Annotated in this window: 15 protein-coding genes, 3 tRNA genes and 2 pseudogenes; 16 read left to right on the top strand and 4 right to left on the bottom strand. The window is 67.1% G+C overall.

All coding sequences use genetic code 11. The annotated features are described in order from the left end of the window. On the top strand, positions 1-357 hold a 357-nt coding region (locus C1I89_RS23290), incomplete at its 5' end, for an electron transfer flavoprotein subunit alpha/FixB family protein (RefSeq protein ID WP_219929601.1). Between the two features lie 82 nt (positions 358-439). On the opposite strand, the gene C1I89_RS23285 is transcribed toward C1I89_RS23290, so the two are convergent. After that, a tRNA-Thr gene (locus C1I89_RS23285) sits at positions 440-515 on the bottom strand. Between the two features lie 162 nt (positions 516-677). On the opposite strand from C1I89_RS23285, the gene C1I89_RS23280 reads away from it, so the two are divergent. From C1I89_RS23280 to C1I89_RS23270, 3 genes are all read left to right on the top strand, one after another. After that, a tRNA-Asn gene (locus C1I89_RS23280) sits at positions 678-753 on the top strand. Positions 754-781: 28 nt separating this feature from the next. Beyond that, positions 782-1,828: a CobW family GTP-binding protein gene (locus C1I89_RS23275; protein WP_102774824.1), complete on the top strand. Its 1,047-nt coding sequence runs from the start codon at positions 782-784 to the stop codon at positions 1,826-1,828. A gap of 76 nt (positions 1,829-1,904) precedes the next feature. Next, complete coding sequence (locus C1I89_RS23270) at positions 1,905-2,810, top strand: LysR family transcriptional regulator (RefSeq protein ID WP_102774823.1); 906 nt, start codon at positions 1,905-1,907, stop codon at positions 2,808-2,810. Between the two features lie 554 nt (positions 2,811-3,364). On the opposite strand, the gene C1I89_RS23265 is transcribed toward C1I89_RS23270, so the two are convergent. Continuing rightward, positions 3,365-3,441, bottom strand: a tRNA-Met gene (locus C1I89_RS23265). A gap of 64 nt (positions 3,442-3,505) precedes the next feature. Between C1I89_RS23265 and scpB (C1I89_RS35955) the strand changes: the two are divergent. The 12 genes and pseudogenes from scpB (C1I89_RS35955) to C1I89_RS23205 form a co-directional block, all read left to right on the top strand. Then, positions 3,506-4,537, top strand: a pseudogene (gene scpB, locus C1I89_RS35955) (SMC-Scp complex subunit ScpB); the annotation flags it as partial. A 40-nt stretch (positions 4,538-4,577) separates the two neighbouring features. Then, positions 4,578-5,600, top strand: a pseudogene (locus C1I89_RS23255) (23S rRNA pseudouridylate synthase B); the annotation flags it as partial. Between the two features lie 42 nt (positions 5,601-5,642). Further along, positions 5,643-6,692: an SMC-Scp complex subunit ScpB gene (scpB, locus tag C1I89_RS23250; RefSeq protein WP_102774822.1), complete on the top strand. Its 1,050-nt coding sequence runs from the start codon at positions 5,643-5,645 to the stop codon at positions 6,690-6,692. Positions 6,693-6,727: 35 nt separating this feature from the next. Further along, complete coding sequence (gene rluB, locus C1I89_RS23245; RefSeq protein WP_181391033.1) at positions 6,728-8,500, top strand: 23S rRNA pseudouridine(2605) synthase RluB; 1,773 nt, start codon at positions 6,728-6,730, stop codon at positions 8,498-8,500. Between the two features lie 407 nt (positions 8,501-8,907). Then, complete coding sequence (gene rimP, locus C1I89_RS23240; protein ID WP_102774820.1) at positions 8,908-9,411, top strand: ribosome maturation factor RimP; 504 nt, start codon at positions 8,908-8,910, stop codon at positions 9,409-9,411. Continuing rightward, on the top strand, positions 9,408-10,886 hold the full coding sequence (gene nusA, locus C1I89_RS23235) for a transcription termination factor NusA (RefSeq protein WP_102774819.1): 1,479 nt from the start codon (positions 9,408-9,410) through the stop codon (positions 10,884-10,886). Before rimP ends, nusA begins: the two co-directional genes overlap by 4 nt. Positions 10,887-10,982: 96 nt before the next feature. Further along, entirely contained in the window at positions 10,983-14,027 is a 3,045-nt protein-coding gene (gene infB / locus C1I89_RS23230; RefSeq protein ID WP_102774818.1) for a translation initiation factor IF-2, read from the top strand. Positions 14,028-14,051: 24 nt separating this feature from the next. Beyond that, on the top strand, positions 14,052-14,453 hold the full coding sequence (rbfA, locus tag C1I89_RS23225) for a 30S ribosome-binding factor RbfA (RefSeq protein ID WP_102774817.1): 402 nt from the start codon (positions 14,052-14,054) through the stop codon (positions 14,451-14,453). A 37-nt stretch (positions 14,454-14,490) separates the two neighbouring features. After that, positions 14,491-15,240 carry a tRNA pseudouridine(55) synthase TruB gene (gene truB, locus C1I89_RS23220; protein WP_102774816.1) on the top strand — a complete coding sequence of 250 codons (750 nt, stop codon included), beginning with the start codon at positions 14,491-14,493 and terminating at the stop codon, positions 15,238-15,240. Then, positions 15,237-17,060, top strand: coding sequence for a translational GTPase TypA (gene typA / locus C1I89_RS23215; protein WP_102774815.1), 1,824 nt, complete (start codon positions 15,237-15,239; stop codon positions 17,058-17,060). The genes truB and typA overlap by 4 nt, the downstream gene beginning before the upstream one ends. 171 nt (positions 17,061-17,231) lie before the next feature. Next, entirely contained in the window at positions 17,232-17,522 is a 291-nt protein-coding gene (locus tag C1I89_RS23210) for a hypothetical protein (RefSeq protein WP_102774814.1), read from the top strand. A gap of 4 nt (positions 17,523-17,526) precedes the next feature. Continuing rightward, positions 17,527-18,114: a DUF6036 family nucleotidyltransferase gene (locus C1I89_RS23205; protein ID WP_102774813.1), complete on the top strand. Its 588-nt coding sequence runs from the start codon at positions 17,527-17,529 to the stop codon at positions 18,112-18,114. Here the strand turns inward: C1I89_RS23205 and cynR are convergent. Further along, on the bottom strand, positions 18,111-19,019 hold the full coding sequence (cynR, locus tag C1I89_RS23200) for a transcriptional regulator CynR (protein ID WP_102774812.1): 909 nt from the start codon (positions 19,017-19,019) through the stop codon (positions 18,111-18,113). The genes C1I89_RS23205 and cynR overlap by 4 nt on opposite strands. 153 nt (positions 19,020-19,172) lie before the next feature. Next, the gene (locus C1I89_RS23195) at positions 19,173-20,114 is read right to left on the bottom strand and encodes a LysR family transcriptional regulator (protein ID WP_102774811.1); all 942 of its coding nucleotides are present in this window, start codon (positions 20,112-20,114) and stop codon (positions 19,173-19,175) included. Positions 20,115-20,211 lie beyond the last annotated feature (97 nt).

The raw sequence follows: 20,211 nt of genomic DNA, 5'->3' as shown, positions 1-20,211 counted from the left end.
GCGCGCGTGGTGGTGTCGGGCGGCCGCGGCCTGGGCAGCGCCGAGAACTTCAAGATCCTGGACCCGCTGGCCGACAAGCTGGGCGCGGCGCTGGGCGCGTCGCGCGCGGCGGTCGACGCCGGCTATGCGCCCAACGACTGGCAGGTCGGCCAGACCGGCAAGATCGTGGCCCCGCAGCTGTACGTGGCGGTGGGCATCTCGGGCGCCATCCAGCACCTGGCCGGCATGAAGGACTCCAAGGTCATCGTGGCCATCAACAAGGACCCGGAAGCGCCGATTTTCGGTGTGGCCGATTACGGCCTGGTCGGCGACCTGTTCCAGGTCGTGCCCGAGCTGGCCGGCGCGATCGCCGCATGACCGCCGAAGTCATATGCTGGCGCCGTATTGCGCCAAAATGAAAACGCCCGCCGGGTCGAGGACCAGGCGGGCGTTTGAATTCTGGTGCCGGCAATAGGAGTCGAACCTACGACCTTCGCATTACGAATGCGCTGCTCTACCAACTGAGCTATGCCGGCTAAACCACTTCCAGCGCCTGCCCCTTGAAAGGGCCGGATCTGGAAAGACCGAGATAATATCAGAGATTCTGGCCGGTGGGAAACCGGGCGGGCGAAAAAGGCAAAAAAAGCGCCGACTTGCACACGCCGGAATTTTCGGTCATAATCTCTCTTCTTAGCAGTTCCCCGATAGCTCAGTCGGTAGAGCGACGGACTGTTAATCCGCAGGTCGCTGGTTCGAGCCCAGCTCGGGGAGCCAAGGAATTCAGGGTCATTCACGCAAGTGAATGGCCCTTTTGGCTTTTGGTCCCCAGCCTGGTGGAGGCGGTGTGGAAAACAGCGACAGCCGCATCGGCGTTACGGTGATTTCGGGCTTTCTCGGCAGCGGCAAGACCACGCTGCTCAATCGCCTGCTGCGCGACCCGGCCTATGCGGACGCGGTCGTCATCGTCAATGAATACGGTGAAGTGGGCGTGGACCATCATCTGGTGCGCCAGGCTCGCGACAATGTGGTCCTGGTCGAGGGCGGGTGCCTGTGCTGCGCGGTCAGCGGCGCGGTGGTCGACGCCTTGCGCGATCTGTTCATGATGGCGCTGGGCCGGCGCATCAAGCCGTTTCGCCGCGTGCTGATCGAAACCAGCGGCCTGGCCGATCCGGCGCCCATACTCTTCACGCTCAAACACGACAGGTTTCTCGCGGAACGCTATGCCTATCAGGGCGCCATCGTGCTGGTGGACGCGCTGCACGGCGCGCAACAGCTGGCCGGGCAGCCAGAGGCCGCGCGCCAGCTCGCGCTGGCCGACGCCGTGGTGCTGAGCAAGGCGGATCTGGCGGACGCGGCGCAGCTGCGCCGTACCGAGCAGGCGGTGGCGACGGTCAATCCGGGCGCGCAGCGCTGCGTGCAGCGGCCCGACGCGCCGCTGGCCGAGGTGCTGCGGCATGGGCCGCTGGCGCATGCCGGGCGCGACGGCGTCGCGCTGGCGAACTGGTTGAGGCCGTTCTCCGGGGCGGTCGCGGGCGGGCATGGCCAGATCGCCAGTGTCGCGCTGATCCTGTCGGCGCCGGTGACCCGCGCGGCTTTTCTTGCCGGGATCTCGCGGGTCCAGGAGCGCTATGGCGAGGGCATCCTGCGCCTGAAGGGGTTGGTCTGTTTCGACGGGGAGCCTGCGCCCAGCGAAGTGCACGGGGTGCATGGCGAGCTGTATCCGCTGCGCCGGCTGGATGGGTGGCCGGACGACGACCGCCGTTCGCGGCTGGTTTGTATCGCGCGCGGCCTGGACGGCGGCGAGCTGCGCGACGCCGTGGCGCAGGCCCTGGGCCAGCCGTCGGCCTGAACCTGGCCGGCGCGGGTTTTTGTGTCGGACGGAGTACGGTATAACCGTCAAGTCTGATGCAGAAACCGAGACAATCATGGATCGTCTGAAGGCCATGCAGGTGTTCGTGGAAGTCGCCGACCGGGGCAGCCTGTCGGCGGCGGCCGTGCATCTGGACATGTCGCGCGCGATGGTGTCGCGCTATCTGGCGGAAATGGAGCAATGGGTGGGCGTGCGCCTGCTGCATCGCACGACGCGCCGCCTCAGCCTCACGCCCGCGGGCGCCGAGACCTTGCCGCGCTGCCGGCAGATGCTGGATATGGTGGGCGACCTGCACCATGCGGTCGCGACTCCGGACGATACGCCGCGCGGCCTGTTGCGCGTGACCACCAGCATGTCTTTCGGGTCGCGCCACCTGGCCAGCGCGGTGACCGAATACGTCAAGCGGCATCCGGGCGCCTCGGTCGACCTGATGCTGGTCGACCGCGCCGTCAATCTGGTGGAGGAGCGTGTCGATCTGGCCGTGCGGATCACCAATGACCTGGACCCCAACCTGATCGCCCGCAAGCTCGCGGTGTGCCGCTCGGTGGTCTGCGCCTCGCCGCAATACCTGCAGCAGGAGGGCGTGCCGGCGCGCATCGAGGACCTTTCCTTGCGCAATTGCCTGACCCATTCGTATTTCGGCAAGAGCCTGTGGCGTTTCGAGCGCGACGGCGAGCCGGTGGACGTTCCGGTCAGCGGCAATATCAGCGCCAACGAGGTGTCGGTGCTGGCCCAGGCGGCGCTGGAAGGCGCGGGCATCGCCATGCTGCCGACCTACTATGCGTCCGAATATCTGGCCGATGGCCGCCTGCGCGCCATTCTGACCCATTGCAAACCGCAAGAGCTGGGCATTTACGGCATTTACGCGTCACGCCGCCAGATGCCCTTGATTCTGCGCTCGATGCTGGATTTTCTGGTCGAGCGGCTGGAATCCACGCCTTGGGACAAGCCGGCCGCTTGAGGGCAGGGGAGTTGACGGTATAATTTGGCGACGGCTTGAACGCCCTGGCGCCTGGTGCGGCGGGCAGTGCAAGCCGCCATATATGTGGTCTTGGAAAAATATCTAAGAATCGTAGTTCGGCTCGGGGAAGTGCCGCAGCGCCACGGAATGGATTTCCGGGCGCATAAAAAGGGGGCATATCGGCCTTGCGGAAGCTGGCGGTCCAGCCGTCGCGCCGCGAAGTTCGATGCCTGGCGATTCAGGTCTTGATATCGATTGCCGCGGAAAATGGCGGCGCCGGGTGGCCGGCGTGCTTTGTGGTCGTGTTTCCGCAGCCCAGCCGGCGATTTATGCCGGCTTATCCAGAAATTGCTTAGTGTTTGCCGCGCAGAGCCGCGGCGGGCGTTCTGCCAGGCCCGACAGGCGCGATCGTTTGGTCTGCCCATGCGGTCAGTGGCGGACGCGGCGTAAATACAGGAATCCAGTGAAAACTACGCAAACCCATGCTGTCTGCAGCCGGCCATACCGAAAAACCAAAGAAAAAGGCCCGGCAAATGCGCCAGGCCTTGATCAATTGGTTGCGGGGGCAGGATTTGAACCTACGACCTTCGGGTTATGAGCCCGACGAGCTGCCAGACTGCTCCACCCCGCGTCTGAGAAATGAATCATAGCCTTATTTTTAACCTGGCGCAAGTTTCGAGCCTTTTTGAATTTGAATGTCGATGAACGATAGCGAGGCAATAGTCGTGCTGGAAACCGCGCTCTTGTGCGCGGCGCAGCCCATGCAACTGTCCGAAATGCGCAAGCTGTTCGGGGACGATGAGCAATTCGACAACAGCGCGTTGCGCGGGCTGCTGGAGACACTGCAGAACAACTGGGCCGACGGCGGCCTGGAGCTGGTGCAGCTGGCGAGCGGGTGGCGCTTCCAGAGCCGTCCCAGCATGCAGCGCTACCTGGAAAGGCTCAATCCCGAGAAGCCACCCAAGTACTCCCGCGCCGTGATGGAAACGCTGGCCATCGTGGCCTGGCGCCAGCCGGTGACCCGGGGCGACATCGAGGACATACGCGGCGTGACCGTGTCTTCCCAGATCGTGAAGGCCCTGGAGGACCGCGGATGGATCGAGGTCATCGGCCATCGCGACGCGCCCGGACGCCCGGCGCTGTTCGGCACCACGCGGCAGTTTCTCGACGACCTCGGCCTGCGCGCGCTGGACGAACTGCCGGCGCTGGAATCGGCCCAGGCCGCAGCCGCGCTGGCCGGCCTGGACCTGGGCGAAGTGCAGCAGGTGATGGGCGAGGGCGGCCCGGAAGACGGCGCCCAGGAAGAAAAACAAGAAGATTCCGAAGCCGCCGCCGACGCCGCCGCGGTTATCCCGGTTGCGGAATTGTCTGTTTCGGAACAGGATGTACCCATAGGGCCGGTCGATAGCGTAGAATTCCCGCTTTCGCGCACAGAAGAAAGCGCGGAACCCGCCGACGAATCCACCGTCCGGGAGCAAGCCGAAGGCTTGTCCGATACGCCAGCCATGCCCGGTTTTCCCGGGAGCGAGGCTGGCAGCGACATTTCCGATATGGCCGCCGACGCCCCTGAGGCCGGTGCTGCAAAGGAAAGCGTCGAGAACGCAAAACACGCGGAACCGACCGACCCGATTGACGAGACCGATCACGCGGCGCCAGCCGCTGCCGGGCATGAGCCCGCTTCCGGTCTTGCCGATCCTGTTCGGCCTGGCCCGGACGCCGCCTCGCCGGAATCGGACGAGGCAGATCTCCGGCGGCCCGAGGCCGNTGCTGGGCGAGATGGACGAGGCGCAGCGCCAGTCCCTGGTCGACGGCATCGAACTCGACGACGGCCTGGCCGCGTTCGGTTCGCTGGACTACCTGGGCGGCGACGGCAGCAACCGCTGGTATCGCGTCACGCTGCAGGAAGGCCGCAACCGCGAAGTGCGCCGCATGTTCGAGGCGGTGGGCGTCACCGTCAGCCGCCTGATCCGCACGCGCTTCGGCGACATCGTGCTGCCGCGCACGCTGCGCCGCGGCCGCTGGGACGAGCTGGATTCCTCGCTGGTCACCGCGCTGATGGTCCAGCTGGGCCTGTTGCGCGAGGACGACGACGCGGGCGGCAATCGCCGCCGCTCCAAGCAGCCGCAATCGCACGACAGCGCCTTGCCGCCGGGATTCGGCACCATGGATCGCAACGGCATGAACGGCGCGCGCATCGGCCGCCGCGGCAAGCTGCAGGGCGGCGGCAAGGGCAGCGCCGGCCAGACGCTGGCTTGTCCGTCCGATCCGTTCGGCACCGGTCTGATGTTCGCCGGCGGCTACGCCAACGGCCATCCGCTGGGCGGCGACACGGGCAACCGCAAGGGCGGCAAGTCCGGCGGCGGGCGTGGCGCGGCTGCGGGCGGCAAGGGCGGCGGCAAGCCGGGTTCCAAGTCCGGCAAGCCGGGCGGCAACAAGGGCCGTGGCGTGCGCGCCGCGGCGGCCGGCGGCCAGCCGGGCAACGTCGCAGCCGGCAATGTGGCCGAGGCGCCGGCCGGCGCCGGCCGCAAGTCCGGCAAACCGGGTGGCGGCAAGCCGGCAGGCGCGCGCGGCGGCAATGCTGCGCGCGGCGGTAAGCCGGCGGCCGGCGGCCGGGGCGGCAACAAGACCGAGGGCGCGCGTTCCGGCGGCAACAAGGGCCCGGGCGCTGGCGGCAAGCCGCGCGCGGCGCGCAACGCCGCGCCGCGCGGCGACGACTGGCAACCCCGTGGCGCTTCGGCGCACGAATCCCGCCTGGGCATGATGGGCGGGCGCAGCCACCGGGGCCGTTGATGGCCGCGACCCGGCGCGCTGGCTACGCCGCCGGGTGAGNAAATGCGCAAGCTGTTCGGGGACGATGAGCAATTCGACAACAGCGCGTTGCGCGGGCTGCTGGAGACACTGCAGAACAACTGGGCCGACGGCGGCCTGGAGCTGGTGCAGCTGGCGAGCGGGTGGCGCTTCCAGAGCCGTCCCAGCATGCAGCGCTACCTGGAAAGGCTCAATCCCGAGAAGCCACCCAAGTACTCCCGCGCCGTGATGGAAACGCTGGCCATCGTGGCCTGGCGCCAGCCGGTGACCCGGGGCGACATCGAGGACATACGCGGCGTGACCGTGTCTTCCCAGATCGTGAAGGCCCTGGAGGACCGCGGATGGATCGAGGTCATCGGCCATCGCGACGCGCCCGGACGCCCGGCGCTGTTCGGCACCACGCGGCAGTTTCTCGACGACCTCGGCCTGCGCGCGCTGGACGAACTGCCGGCGCTGGAATCGGCCCAGGCCGCAGCCGCGCTGGCCGGCCTGGACCTGGGCGAAGTGCAGCAGGTGATGGGCGAGGGCGGCCCGGAAGACGGCGCCCAGGAAGAAAAACAAGAAGATTCCGAAGCCGCCGCCGACGCCGCCGCGGTTATCCCGGTTGCGGAATTGTCTGTTTCGGAACAGGATGTACCCATAGGGCCGGTCGATAGCGTAGAATTCCCGCTTTCGCGCACAGAAGAAAGCGCGGAACCCGCCGACGAATCCACCGTCCGGGAGCAAGCCGAAGGCTTGTCCGATACGCCAGCCATGCCCGGTTTTCCCGGGAGCGAGGCTGGCAGCGACATTTCCGATATGGCCGCCGACGCCCCTGAGGCCGGTGCTGCAAAGGAAAGCGTCGAGAACGCAAAACACGCGGAACCGACCGACCCGATTGACGAGACCGATCACGCGGCGCCAGCCGCTGCCGGGCATGAGCCCGCTTCCGGTCTTGCCGATCCTGTTCGGCCTGGCCCGGACGCCGCCTCGCCGGAATCGGACGAGGCAGATCTCCGGCGGCCCGAGGCCGACCAAGAGCCGGTGTCCCCAGATGATGACGAGCCTGCCCCCGGCAGGCCTACCCAAGTTTGAAATTCGGAGCTGTCCCAGTGACAACGAATACAACAATGCAGGATGACAATCCCCGTTCAGATGACGCCGTTACCGGCGGCCAGTCGGAAGCCGCCACGGCGCGCGAGCCGGCGGCCGAGGGCGAAGCCGGCGCGCGCGGCCGCGGCCGCAAGCTGAGGACGCCGTTCCGCCGCCGCCGCGGCGACGCGTCGGCCGAACCGGCCGCCGCCGGCGAAGCCCAGCCCGCAGCGGCCGAGGCCGCCGCCCCGGTCGAGTCCGCGGACTCCCGCGGCGCCGAGCAGGAAGCCGAGCAGGCGCTGGCCTACCTGGAGACGGCCGACCGCATGGAGCAGCGTCTCGGCAAGTACCTCAACAGCGAAGCGGTCATGCCCAAGCTGCACAAGGTGCTGGCGGACGCGGGCATCGGCTCGCGCCGCGAAATGGAAGAACTCATCGTGGCCGGCCGCGTGTCGGTCAACGGCGAGCCGGCGCACATCGGCCAGCGCGTGGCCCCCAACGACCAGGTGCGCGTCAACGGCAAGCCCATCGTGCGCGCCAACACCAAGAAGCCGCCGCGCGTCATTCTCTACCACAAGCCCGCCGGCGAGATCGTCAGCCATGACGACCCGGGCGGCCGCGCCAGCGTTTTCGCGCGCCTGCCCAAGCTGCGCACCGGCAAGTGGCTGTCGGTCGGCCGCCTGGACCTGAACACCGAAGGCCTGCTGATCTTCACGACCTCCGGCGACATGGCCAACCGCATCATGCATCCGCGCTACGGCACGGAGCGCGAGTACGCGGTGCGCGTGCTGGGCGAGATGGACGAGGCGCAGCGCCAGTCCCTGGTCGACGGCATCGAACTCGACGACGGCCTGGCCGCGTTCGGTTCGCTGGACTACCTGGGCGGCGACGGCAGCAACCGCTGGTATCGCGTCACGCTGCAGGAAGGCCGCAACCGCGAAGTGCGCCGCATGTTCGAGGCGGTGGGCGTCACCGTCAGCCGCCTGATCCGCACGCGCTTCGGCGACATCGTGCTGCCGCGCACGCTGCGCCGCGGCCGCTGGGACGAGCTGGATTCCTCGCTGGTCACCGCGCTGATGGTCCAGCTGGGCCTGTTGCGCGAGGACGACGACGCGGGCGGCAATCGCCGCCGCTCCAAGCAGCCGCAATCGCACGACAGCGCCTTGCCGCCGGGATTCGGCACCATGGATCGCAACGGCATGAACGGCGCGCGCATCGGCCGCCGCGGCAAGCTGCAGGGCGGCGGCAAGGGCAGCGCCGGCCAGACGCTGGCTTGTCCGTCCGATCCGTTCGGCACCGGTCTGATGTTCGCCGGCGGCTACGCCAACGGCCATCCGCTGGGCGGCGACACGGGCAACCGCAAGGGCGGCAAGTCCGGCGGCGGGCGTGGCGCGGCTGCGGGCGGCAAGGGCGGCGGCAAGCCGGGTTCCAAGTCCGGCAAGCCGGGCGGCAACAAGGGCCGTGGCGTGCGCGCCGCGGCGGCCGGCGGCCAGCCGGGCAACGTCGCAGCCGGCAATGTGGCCGAGGCGCCGGCCGGCGCCGGCCGCAAGTCCGGCAAACCGGGTGGCGGCAAGCCGGCAGGCGCGCGCGGCGGCAATGCTGCGCGCGGCGGTAAGCCGGCGGCCGGCGGCCGGGGCGGCAACAAGACCGAGGGCGCGCGTTCCGGCGGCAACAAGGGCCCGGGCGCTGGCGGCAAGCCGCGCGCGGCGCGCAACGCCGCGCCGCGCGGCGACGACTGGCAACCCCGTGGCGCTTCGGCGCACGAATCCCGCCTGGGCATGATGGGCGGGCGCAGCCACCGGGGCCGTTGATGGCCGCGACCCGGCGCGCTGGCTACGCCGCCGGGTGAGATATGTCCCAGATAAACGTGGGTCTGGACGTAAGCCCGTGACGAATCAGGCGTTTTTTCAGTTTATCTGGTAAAATCAATGGTTTTCATGGCTTCGCGTCTTTGCTTTTGCCTGGATGTTTTGCCGGGACGCGTTCGGTGCTGTGTTGCAAACCTGGTGTTGTAAGCACTATTGCAACCACGCTTGAGCGGCGCCGGCAATAACGGCAGCATAGAAAGCGATTACGGGTCCGGGGCGCCCGGCGCCAAGCCAAATATTAGGTCGCAATATAGGGCACCGCCCGGCATTGCTCCTTACGTGCAGTAGGGTAGCGGCTGGGCGCTGTGCAATACGGTGGGCTGGGCGTGCAGCCCATTTTTTTTGAGTATATGGCTGATTTATTCGCATTGACCAAAGAGGCTCTGGCCGGCATGGACGTCGAACTCGTGGACGTCGAGCGTGCCGCCCTGGGCCTTTTGCGCGTCACGATCGACCGGGTCGGCGGTGTGCGCATCGAAGACTGCGAGCAGGTATCCCGCCAGCTGTCGCGGGTGTTTGAAGTCGAGAACATCGACTACAAGCGGCTGGAAGTCGGTTCGCCGGGCGTGGACCGCCCGCTGCGCAACGAGGCCGATTTCCGCCGGTTCGCAGGCGAGCGCATCGAAATCAAGCTGCGCGAGGCATTGGACGGACGCAAGGTCTTTTCCGGCACGTTGACCGTGCCCGAAGAAGACGCCGCGGCCTCGGATGCGGCTGCTGGAGTGCAAAAGACCGTGTTCGGTCTCGAATTTGAGGCAAAAAAGAACGAAGTCCAGGTGTTGAATTTCACGGTCGAAGATATCGAACGTGCAAAACTGGATCCTGTTCTGGATTTCAAGGGCAAAAAGCGATGAGTCGCGAAATTCTTCTGTTGGTCGATGCCTTGGCGCGTGAAAAGAACGTCACGCGCGACGTCGTGTTCGGCGCGCTCGAAAGCGCGCTGGCCTCGGCAATGAAAAAGCGCTTCAAAGATGATGCGCACATCCGTGTCGCCATCGATCGGGAAACCGGCGATCACGAAGGCTTCCGCCGCTGGCTGGTCGTGCCCGACGAGGCGGGCCTGCAGGAACCCGACAAGCAGGAAATGCTGTCGGACGCGCAGGAAATCGTCCCCGGCATCAAGGAAGGCGAATACATCGAAGAGCCGCTCGAACCCATCGAGTTCGGCCGCATCGGTGCGCAGGCCGCCAAGCAGGCCATCCTGCAGAAGATCCGCGACGCCGAGCGCGAACAGGTGCTGAACGACTTCCTTGAGCGCGGCGAGACCATCGTGTCCGGCACGATCAAGCGCATGGACAAGGGCGACGCCATCATCGAGACCGGCAAGATCGAGGCGCGCCTGCCGCGCTCCGAGATGATCCCGAAGGAAAACCTGCGCGTGGCCGACCGCGTCCGCGCCTTTGTGTTGCGCGTCGACCACGCCGCGCGCGGCCAGCAGGTGATCCTGTCGCGCACCTCGCCGGAGTTCATCCGCCAGCTGTTCGAGAATGAAGTGCCCGAGATCGAGCAGGGCCTGCTCGAGATCAAGGCCGCGGCCCGCGACGCCGGCGTGAGTGCGAAGATCGCCGTGGTGGCATACGATAAGCGTATCGATCCGATCGGTACGTGCGTGGGCATGCGCGGTTCGCGCGTGACCGCGGTGCGCAACGAGCTGGGCGGCGAGCAGGTCGACATCGTGCTGTGGTCGGAAGATCCGGCGCAGTTCGTCATCGGCGCGCTGGCGCCGGCCAACGTCGAATCCATCGTCGTGGACGAAGACAAGCACGCCATGGACGTCGTGGTGGACGAGGAAAACCTGCCCAAGGCCATCGGCGCCAAGGGCCAGAACGTCCGCCTGGCTTCCGAGCTGACCGGCTGGCAGATCAACATCATGACGCCGGAAGAAAGCCTGAACCGCCAGGAAGTCGAGCGTTCGGGCCTGCGCAGCACGTTCATGAGCAAGCTGGACGTCGACGAAGAGGTGGCCGACATCCTGATCGACGAAGGTTTCACCGGTATCGAGGAAATCGCCTACGTTCCGCTGCAGGAGCTGCTGGAGATCGAGGCGTTTGACGAAGACACCATCAATGAATTGCGTGCCCGCGCCCGCAATGCGCTGCTGACCGAGGCGATCGCCCAGGAAGAGCGCCTTGAGACCGCGCAGGATTTGCTTGAACTCGAAGGCATGACGCCCGAACTGGCCGCCAAGCTGGCCGAGCGTCAAGTGCATACGCGTGACGATCTGGCTGAACTGGCCACGGACGAACTGGCGGAGATTTCCGGCCTGTCCGAACAGGAATCCAGCGACCTCATCATGCGTGCCCGCGCCCATTGGTTCGACGAAGAATAACCAAAAGGACACGGGTCTGCGGCGGATGGACGCCATCCGTCCCCGCCGCAAGTTCACGTTGTTTGTAATAGCTGCATATAGGGAAGAGAGAGCCTAATGTCGAGTAACACCGTCGCCCAGTTCGCTACCGAGCTGAAAATGCCTGCCAATGTGCTGCTGGAACAGCTGCGCTCGGCCGGCGTTGACCTCAAATCGGTGGACGATGCCGTCACCGACAGCGACAAGGCGAAATTGCTCGAATCGCTGCGCCGCGCCCACGGCGCGACCGAAGGCAAGAAGATCACCCTGACGCGACGCCAGACGTCCGAGATCCGCCAGGCAGACGCCACCGGCCGGTCGCGCACGATCCAGGTCGAAGTGCGCAAGAAGCGCGTGTTCGTCAAGCGTGATCCCTCCGAAATCGCCCTGGAGCAGGCGGCTGCCGCACGCGCCGAAGAGGAAACCGCCGCCGAAGAGGCGCAGCAGGTGTCCGCGCCGGCGGCTCCCGAGGCGCCGGCCGTGGCCGCGCCCCGCGAGGCGGCTCCCGTGCAGGCCGAGGCCGAGGCCGAGGCCCCGGCCAAGAAGGCGGAAGAGCCCGCCGCCGTAGAAGCGCCCGCGCCGGAACAAGCGCCCGCGCCCGTTGAACCCGTCGCGGCCGAAGCGCCCGCCCCCGTCGAGGCGAAGCCCGCCGAAGTCCCGGCCCAGCCTGAGCCCGAACCGACGCCGGCGCCTGCTCCTGCCGAGCCCGTGGCCCAAGAGGCCAAGCCCGAAGTCAAGACTGAATCCACCGAGCCCAAGGCTGAAGAAGCCAAGCCGGAACCCGTTGTGCTAGCTAATAAGTCCGAACCATCTTCCTCCCAGGCCTCGATGCCTGCCGCCCAGGCCCAGCCTGCCGCGAAGTCCGAACCCGCCAAGGCCGCCGCGCCGCTGCCGGCCGCGTCCCAGCCCGCCGCCAAGGCCGGCAACCGCCGCGCCGCGCCGCCGCTGGCCGCTTCCGCTTCCTCGACGGCCCGCGACGAAGCCCGCCGCGCCGCCGAGGCCGAAGCCGCCGCCCTGCGTGAAATGCTGAACCGTCCGCGCAAGGTGCTGCGCGCCCCCGAGCCGGAGGCGCCCGCCGCCGCGCCGATTTCGGGCACGCTGCACAAGCCGGCCGGCAAGCCCGGCGCCGCGCCCGGCGCCAAGAAGGACGCCAAGCCCGCCGCGCCCGGCAACAAGAAGACCATCAAGACGGCCGAAGTCGCTTCGACCTGGTCCGAGGACGCCTCGCGCAAGAAGCCTGCCGACAAGGCGGCCGCGCCGGCCAGCCGCGACGGCTGGCGCGCCGGCGGCAAGGGCGGCAAGGGCGGCGGCCGTGGCGGCCGCAACCAGCAGAACGATCGCCGCAACGAGCCGGCGCCGCAGGAATTCATCGCGCGTGAAGTCCACGTGCCGGAGACCATCAGCGTGGCCGACCTGGCCCACAAGATGTCCGTCAAGGCCGCCGAGGTCATCAAGCAATTGATGAAGCTGGGCCAGATGGTCACCATCAACCAGGTGCTGGATCAGGAAACCGCCATGATCGTGGTCGAGGAACTGGGCCACGTCGCCATCGCCGCCAAGCTGGACGATCCGGAAGCGTTCCTGGACGAATCGGCCGCCGGCACCGAAGCGGAAATGCTGCCGCGCGCCCCGGTCGTGACCGTCATGGGCCACGTCGACCACGGCAAGACCTCGCTGCTGGATTACATCCGCCGCGCCAAGGTCGCCGCGGGCGAAGCCGGCGGCATTACGCAGCACATCGGCGCCTACCACGTCCAGACCGAGCGCGGCATGGTCACGTTCCTGGACACCCCGGGCCACGAGGCGTTCACCGCCATGCGTGCGCGCGGCGCCAAGGCCACCGACATCGTCATCCTGGTCTGCGCGGCCGACGACGGCGTGATGCCGCAGACCCGCGAAGCCATCCACCACGCGAAGGCCGCCGGCGTTCCGATGGTCGTGGCCATGACCAAGATCGACAAGCCCACCGCCAACCCCGACCGCGTCAAGCAGGAGCTGGTCGCCGAGGAAGTGGTGCCGGAAGAATACGGCGGCGACGTGCCGTTCGTGTCCGTGTCGGCCAAGACCGGCGAGGGCATCGACGACCTGCTCGAAAACGTGCTGCTGCAGGCCGAAGTGCTGGAGCTTAAGGCCCCGGTCGACGCGCCCGCCAAGGGCATCGTGATCGAAGCCCGCCTGGACAAGGGCCGCGGCCCGGTCGCCACCATCCTGGTGCAAAGCGGCACCCTGCATCGCGGCGACGTGGTGCTGGCCGGCGCGAGCTTCGGCCGCGTGCGCGCCATGCTGGACGAGAACGGCAAGCCCATCCAGGAAGCCGGCCCGTCCATCCCCGTCGAGATCCAGGGCCTGACCGAAGTGCCGGCCGCCGGCGACGAGCTGATGGTGCTGGCCGACGAGCGCAAGGCGCGCGAAATCGCGCTGTTCCGCCAGGGCAAGTTCCGCGACGTCAAGCTGGCCCGCCAGCAGGCCGCCAAGCTGGAGTCCATGTTCGACAACCTGGGCGAAGGCACCCAGACCCTGGCGCTCATCGTCAAGACCGACGTGCAGGGTTCGCAGGAAGCGCTGGTGCAGTCGCTGGTCAAGCTGTCGACCGACGAAGTGCGCGTGCAGGTCGTGCACGCGGCCGTGGGCGGCATCTCGGAAAGCGACATCAACCTGGCGATCGCCTCCAACGCCGTGGTCATCGGCTTCAACGTCCGCGCCGAAGCCAGCGCCAAGAAGCTGGCCGAGACCAACGGCATCGACGTGCGCTACTACAACATCATCTACGACGCCGTGGACGAGGTGAAGGCGGCCATGTCGGGCATGCTGGCGCCCGAGAAGAAAGAAGAGGTCATCGGCCTGGTCGAGATCCGCGAGGTCTACAGCATCTCGCGCATCGGCAACATCGCCGGCTGCATGGTGCTCGACGGCATCGTGCGTCGCGATTCGCAGGTCCGCCTGCTGCGCAACAACGTGGTCCACTGGACCGGCCAGCTCGATTCGCTGCGCCGCTTCAAGGACGACGTCAAGGAAGTCAAGTCGGGCTTCGACTGCGGCCTTACGCTGCGCGGCAACAACGACATCCAGGTGGGCGACCAGCTGGAAGTCTTTGAAATCAAGGAAATCGCGCGTACGCTGTAAAGCGCACGCCAGGCATTGCTTCCAATGAGCCGTCACAAGTCCAAAGCCATCCCCGGCCGCAATCTGCGGCTGGCCGACCAGATCCAGAAGGATCTGGCCGGGATCATCCAGCGCGAGATCGACACGACCCGCGCTGGCTTGATCACGCTGTCCGGCGTGGAGCTGTCGACCGACTACGCGCATGCCAAGGTGTATTTCACGGTCCTGGGCGCCGAGCCCGAGGCCGCGACCGCCTTGCTGAACGAGAAGGCCGGCTGGCTGCACTCCCAGCTTTACAAGCTGCTGCACATTCATACTGTCCCCACTTTGCGTTTCATCCACGACGAGCAGATTGCCCGTGGCATCGAAATGTCGATCCTGATCGACCGCGCAAACCGGCCCGGCCCGCACTCGGGCGTGCCCGACGAACCTGAAGACCAGTCCTGATCGGGCTGTCGTCACTGCTTTAAACCGGATTCCGACGATGGCTAAACGACGCGGGCTTGCGCTCGACGGTGTGCTGTTGCTCGACAAACCCGTGGGTTTGTCCAGCAACCACGCCCTGCAGCGGGCCAAACGTGCCATGGACGCGGCGAAAGCCGGCCATACCGGCACCCTCGACCCCTTCGCCACCGGCCTGCTGGTGTGCTGCATGGGGCGGGCAACAAAAATTTCCGGCGCCATGCTCGACGCCGACAAGGCATATCGCGCTACGCTGCAATTTGGGTCGGAAACCGACTCGGGCGACCTGACCGGCAACGTGGTGGCCACGGCCGAACCGGGCTACGCGGTGGACGAGGCGGCGCTGCGCGCAGCGCTGTCACGTTTCTCGGGCACGATCGAGCAGATTCCGCCCATGTATTCGGCGCTCAAGCGCGACGGCAAGCCGCTGTACGAGTACGCGCGCGCCGGCATCGAACTGGAGCGCCCGCCGCGCCAGGTCACGATTTACCGCATCGAGCTGCTGTCCCTGAACGGGACGCAGGCAGAAATCGATGTGGCTTGCAGTAAAGGCACATACATCCGGACGCTGGCCCAGGACATCGGGCGCGTGCTGGGCTGTTATGCCCACCTGACGGCGTTGCGGCGCACGCACGTCGGGCCGTTTTCGCTGGAACGCGCCGTCGCGCTGGAAGCCTTGCAGGCCATGCCAGATCCCAAGCAGGCATTGCTTGCACTGAACGAATTGCCGGCGGGCTTGCTGCCCGCCACCACCATAAAGGACTCGCTATGACTCGCGCCTTGCGCAACGTCGCCATCATCGCCCACGTCGACCACGGTAAAACCACGCTGGTCGACCAGCTGCTGCGCCAATCCGGCACCTTCCGCGAAAACCAGGCGCTGACCGAACGGGTCATGGACTCGAACGACCTGGAAAAGGAACGCGGCATCACCATTCTGGCCAAGAACTGTGCCGTCGAATACCAGGGCACGCACATCAACATCATCGACACCCCGGGACACGCGGACTTCGGCGGCGAAGTCGAGCGCGTGCTGTCCATGGTCGACGGCGTGCTGCTGCTGGTCGACGCGGTCGAAGGCCCGATGCCCCAGACCATCTTCGTGACCCGCAAGGCGCTGGCCCTGGGCCTGAAGCCCATCGTCGTGGTCAACAAGGTGGACCGCCCGGGCGCGCGCACCGACTACGTCATCAACGCCACTTTCGACCTGTTCGACAAGCTGGGCGCCACCGACGAGCAGCTCGACTTCCCGGTGGTGTACGCCTCCGGCCTGTCGGGCTACGCCGGCCTGGAGCCCGACGTGCGCGAAGGCGACATGCGCCCGCTGTTCGAAGCCATTCTCGAACACGTGCCGCAGCGCGACGACGACCCCAACGGCCCGCTGCAGATGCAGATCATCTCGCTGGACTACAACAGCTACGTCGGCAAGATCGGCGTGGGCCGCATCAACCGCGGCCGCATGCGTCCCGGCATGGAAGTGGCCTACAAGTTCGGCCCCGACGGCCAGGGCGGCCGCGGCCGCATCAATCAGGTGCTGAAGTTCCACGGCCTGGAGCGCATCGTGGTCGATGAAGCCGAAGCCGGCGACATCGTGCTGATCAACGGAATCGAAGACCTGGGCATCGGCTGCACCGTGACCGACCCGGTCACGCAGGAAGCGCTGCCCATGCTGCGCATCGACGAGCCCACGCTGACCATGAACTTCATGGTCAACACCTCGCCGCTGGCCGGCCGCGAAGGCAAGTTCGTCACCAGCCGCCAGCTGCGCGACCGCCTGGACCGCGAACTGAAGTCCAACGTGGCGCTGCGCGTGCGCGACACGGGCGACGACACCGTGTTCGAAGTGTCGGGCCGCGGCGAACTGCACCTGACCATCCTGCTGGAAACGATGCGCCGCGAAGGCTACGAGCTGGCCGTGTCGCGTCCGCGCGTGGTGTTCAAGGAAATCGACGGCGTGAAGTGCGAGCCGTTCGAATCGCTGACCATCGACGTCGAAGACGCCCACCAGGGCGGCGTGATGGAAGAGCTGGGCCGCCGCAAGGGCGACCTGCAGGACATGCAGCCGGACGGCCGCGGCCGCACCCGCCTGGAATACCTGATCCCGGCCCGCGGCCTGATCGGCTTCCAGAACGAGTTCCTGACGCTGACGCGCGGCACCGGCCTGATGAGCCACATCTTCCATGAATACGCGCCCGTCAAGGAAGGCTCCATCGGCGAGCGCCGCAACGGCGTGCTGATCAGCCAGGACAACGGCGACGCCGTGGCCTACGCCCTGTGGAAGCTGCAGGACCGCGGCCGCATGTTCGTCAGCCCCGGCGAAGCGCTGTACGAAGGCATGATCATCGGCATCCACAGCCGCGACAACGACCTGGTCGTGAACCCGATCAAGGGCAAGCAGCTGACCAACGTGCGCGCCTCGGGCACCGACGAAGCCGTGCGCCTGGTTCCGCCGATCCAGATGTCGCTGGAATACGCCGTGGAATTCATCGACGACGACGAGCTGGTGGAAATCACCCCCAAGTCGATCCGCCTGCGCAAGCGCCACCTGCTGGAAAACGAGCGCAAGCGCGCTGCCCGCGAAGCCGCGATGTAAAGCGCGGCGGGGGCTCGAAGCCCTTGCATGCAGGACCAAGCCGCGCGCCTTCGGGCGCGCGGTTTTGTTTTTGATGAGTGGAAGCACAGCCCGCGTTGTCGCGATCATCGATAGGATGTAGAGTTATTGCATCGAAACCGGCAATTCCCTGTCGTGACGGAGTTTGGTTCCATGACTGCCAGAGATGCTGAATCAGCGCTGCTTGCCAGATGCTCCGTCGTCGCCCGGGAGGCCGTGCAATCGGCCCAGGACCAGCGCGAAGCCAATGTGTTCCGCCTGGCCGCGATGGTCGTCCGCTCCCGATTCCCCCGCGAGTCGATGTGTTTGATGCAGGCAAGCGATCAATACTTCGCCTCGCATCCGGACGAAAAACTGGCGCCGGCTGAGGTGGTCAGGAAAGGCTGGGTATCGAGTCTGCCTCGCCTGCGCGACATGCTGAGCCACCGGCTCTGCGGTACCTGAATCAATGGCGGCGAACCAGGCGTTCCATACCCGCACCGCGCTGGCCGAAGGCTTGCGGGAACTGTTCAAGCAGCTCGAGAAACGGCTTTCGCTGCGCAGCCCGTTGAACGTCTACCTGGCAGGGGGAATGGCCGTTCATCTCTACACGGCCAGCCGTGTCACGACGGACGTGGACGCGGAGTTCGGGGCACGTGTCTACCTGCCGAACGATTTGATGGTCGAGGTGACGCTGGAAGACGGCACCGAGCAGATCGTCTATCTCGACACCAACTACAACTCGACCTTTGCCCTGATGCATGAGGACTATCTGGACGACGCCATTCCAGTGGATCTTGGTGTGGATCAGATTCGTGTGTATGTTCTTTCGCCCGTCGATCTTGCCGTGAGCAAGATCGCCCGGTTCGCCGACAACGACAAAGAGGACATCGCGGCCCTGGTGCGCCTGGGCCTGACGAGCGCCGACGAGATCGAGCGTCGCGCGACCGACGCCCTGGTTGGCTACGTCGGCGGCCAGGCCATGCTGGAAATGAACTTGCGGGATGCCGTCGCTTTGGCTCGTGACGTTGAAGGCAAAGGAATGAGCGCGCCTTAACAGCCTCCGGCGCGGCGCCTGACCGCGTCCAGCAGCCTGGCGGCGAATTCCTGGGCTGCGCGGCTGCGCGAGGCGTCCTTGCGCCACAGGATGGCGGCGCGCCGGACGGTGGCGGGGTCGGTGAGCGCGATGCTCGCCAGGCCGGACCCCGGCGCGCCGGCGGCCTGCCGGGCCGCGTGCTCGGCGGCGATGGTGGCCAGTTCGCCAGGCCGGCACAGGTGGATCAGCGCGTCCACCGATTCCATTTCGACCCGCACGGCCGGCCTCAGCCTGGCCGCGGCGCAGGCCGCGTCTATCATCCGGCGGGTGGCGAAGCTGCGCGGCAAGAGCGCCAGCGGCACGCCGGCCAGGTCGCGCACGCGCAGATGGCGCCGCGCGGCCAGCGGGTGCTGCTCGCCCACCACCACGTGCAGGCGTTCCTCGAACAGGGGCTGGGCCTCGATTTCCCCGCGCGCCGGCGGATGGAAGGAAATGCCGAAATCCAGCCTTCCGGCGATCAGCAGGTCTTCGATGGGGCCGGCGCGCAAGTCGCGCACGTGCACCTGGACCCGGGGAAAGGCCAGGCTGAATTCGGCCACCGCGTCGGGCACGAAATGGGTCAGGAAGGTAGGGATGACGCCCAGGGTCAGCGAGCCCGATTGCAGGCCGGCCAGGTCCGCCAGCGCCATTTTCCCGGCCTCGACTTCCTGCAGCGCCCGGCTGGCGTGGCCGCGCAGCACGCGGCCGGCCTGCGACAGCCGCAGTCCGCGGCCGATGCGGTCGAACAGCGGCATGCCCAGCTCGTCCTCCAGCTGGCGCAGCCCGTGCGACAGCGTGGATTGCGTGACGTGCAGCGCATCCGCCGAACGGGTCAGATGTTCTGTCTCGGCCACGCTGAGAAAGTACCGGAGCTGGCGCATTTCCATGGGAACTCCTTTGCCGGCCGGGCGAAATCCGAAATGGCCGTCGATGGCAGTGTCGCCATTGTTCGATCCTGTCGAAGGCAAGGTACTAAACAAAGCATCGCGCGCGCATTGGAGCGCGTCCTAATCTTGCCCGGCGTCGTCCACGGCAGGACGTTATGACCGCGCCGGTCCGGCCGCCAGCAGCCAGTCCAGGAACTCCCGGCCCGGGCCATCGCCGCGGACGATGGCGCCGATGGGCTGGAACGAGCCCGCCGCCTCGATCCGCACCCGTTCGAAATGCCCGTGCTGCAGGTACCAGCTGGCCAGTGTCTGCGGCACCATCGCCAGGGCCTGCTGGGCCTGCATGATGGCGATCAGCAGCGGCATGGGCGGCGCGGCGCTGGCCAGCCGGCAGACCCGGGGCACCACGCCGGCGCGCTCGAAGAACGCGCGGAACACGGCGTGGATGGCCAGCTCGGGGCGCGGCTCGATCCAGCGCTGGGCGGCCACCTGGGCTAGCGTGGGCGCGGCGCCGGCGGCGAGCAGGGGATGGCCGGCCGCGGCCACGATCAGGGCCGCGTCCTGCTGCAGCGGCACGAATTCCAGGCCGGCCGGCACCGCTTCCGGGCGCCGGCACAGCAGCATGTCCAGGCTGCCGCCGGCCGCCTGCGGCAGCAGCTGCTCGCGGCTGCCTTCCAGCACCTCCACCTGCAGGCCGGGATGCGCCTGCATGTAGGCGGGCAGGCGCTCGGCCAGCAGGCCGCCGCTGGCCGCCGGGATGGCGCCCAGGCGCAGGCTGCCGGTGGCGCCCTGGCGCAGCGCGGCGACCGAGTCGGTGGTGGCGCGCAGCGTGGTCAGCATGGCGCGGGCGCATTCGGCCATGAGCTGGCCGCTGCGGGTGGTGCGCATGCCGCGCGCATGGCGCTCGAACAGCCGCACTCCCAGCAGCGTTTCGATGTCGGCCAGCGCGTGGGTGGCGGCGGGCTGGCTCAGGCCGATCTGGCTGGCCGCCTGCTGGATGCTGCCGAGGTCGGCGATGTTGGCCAGCAGCTGCAGGTGGCGCAGCCGGCCCTTGGCCAGCAGGCGCGACAGCAGGGTGGCGGGCGCGACGTCCATGGGCGTTCCAGGTATTCAAAATTCGAATATATCCAGGCATTAATGTATTTGAAATAAGGATATGCCCTGGCCACAATGCAGCGATTCCGTTCATCGC

The organism is Achromobacter pulmonis (genome assembly GCF_002885955.2).
Taxonomy (GTDB): Bacteria; Pseudomonadota; Gammaproteobacteria; order Burkholderiales; family Burkholderiaceae_B; genus Achromobacter; species Achromobacter pulmonis_A.
Note: the sequence above shows the minus strand (reverse complement) of the source record. Positions and strands in the feature narration are given on the sequence as shown.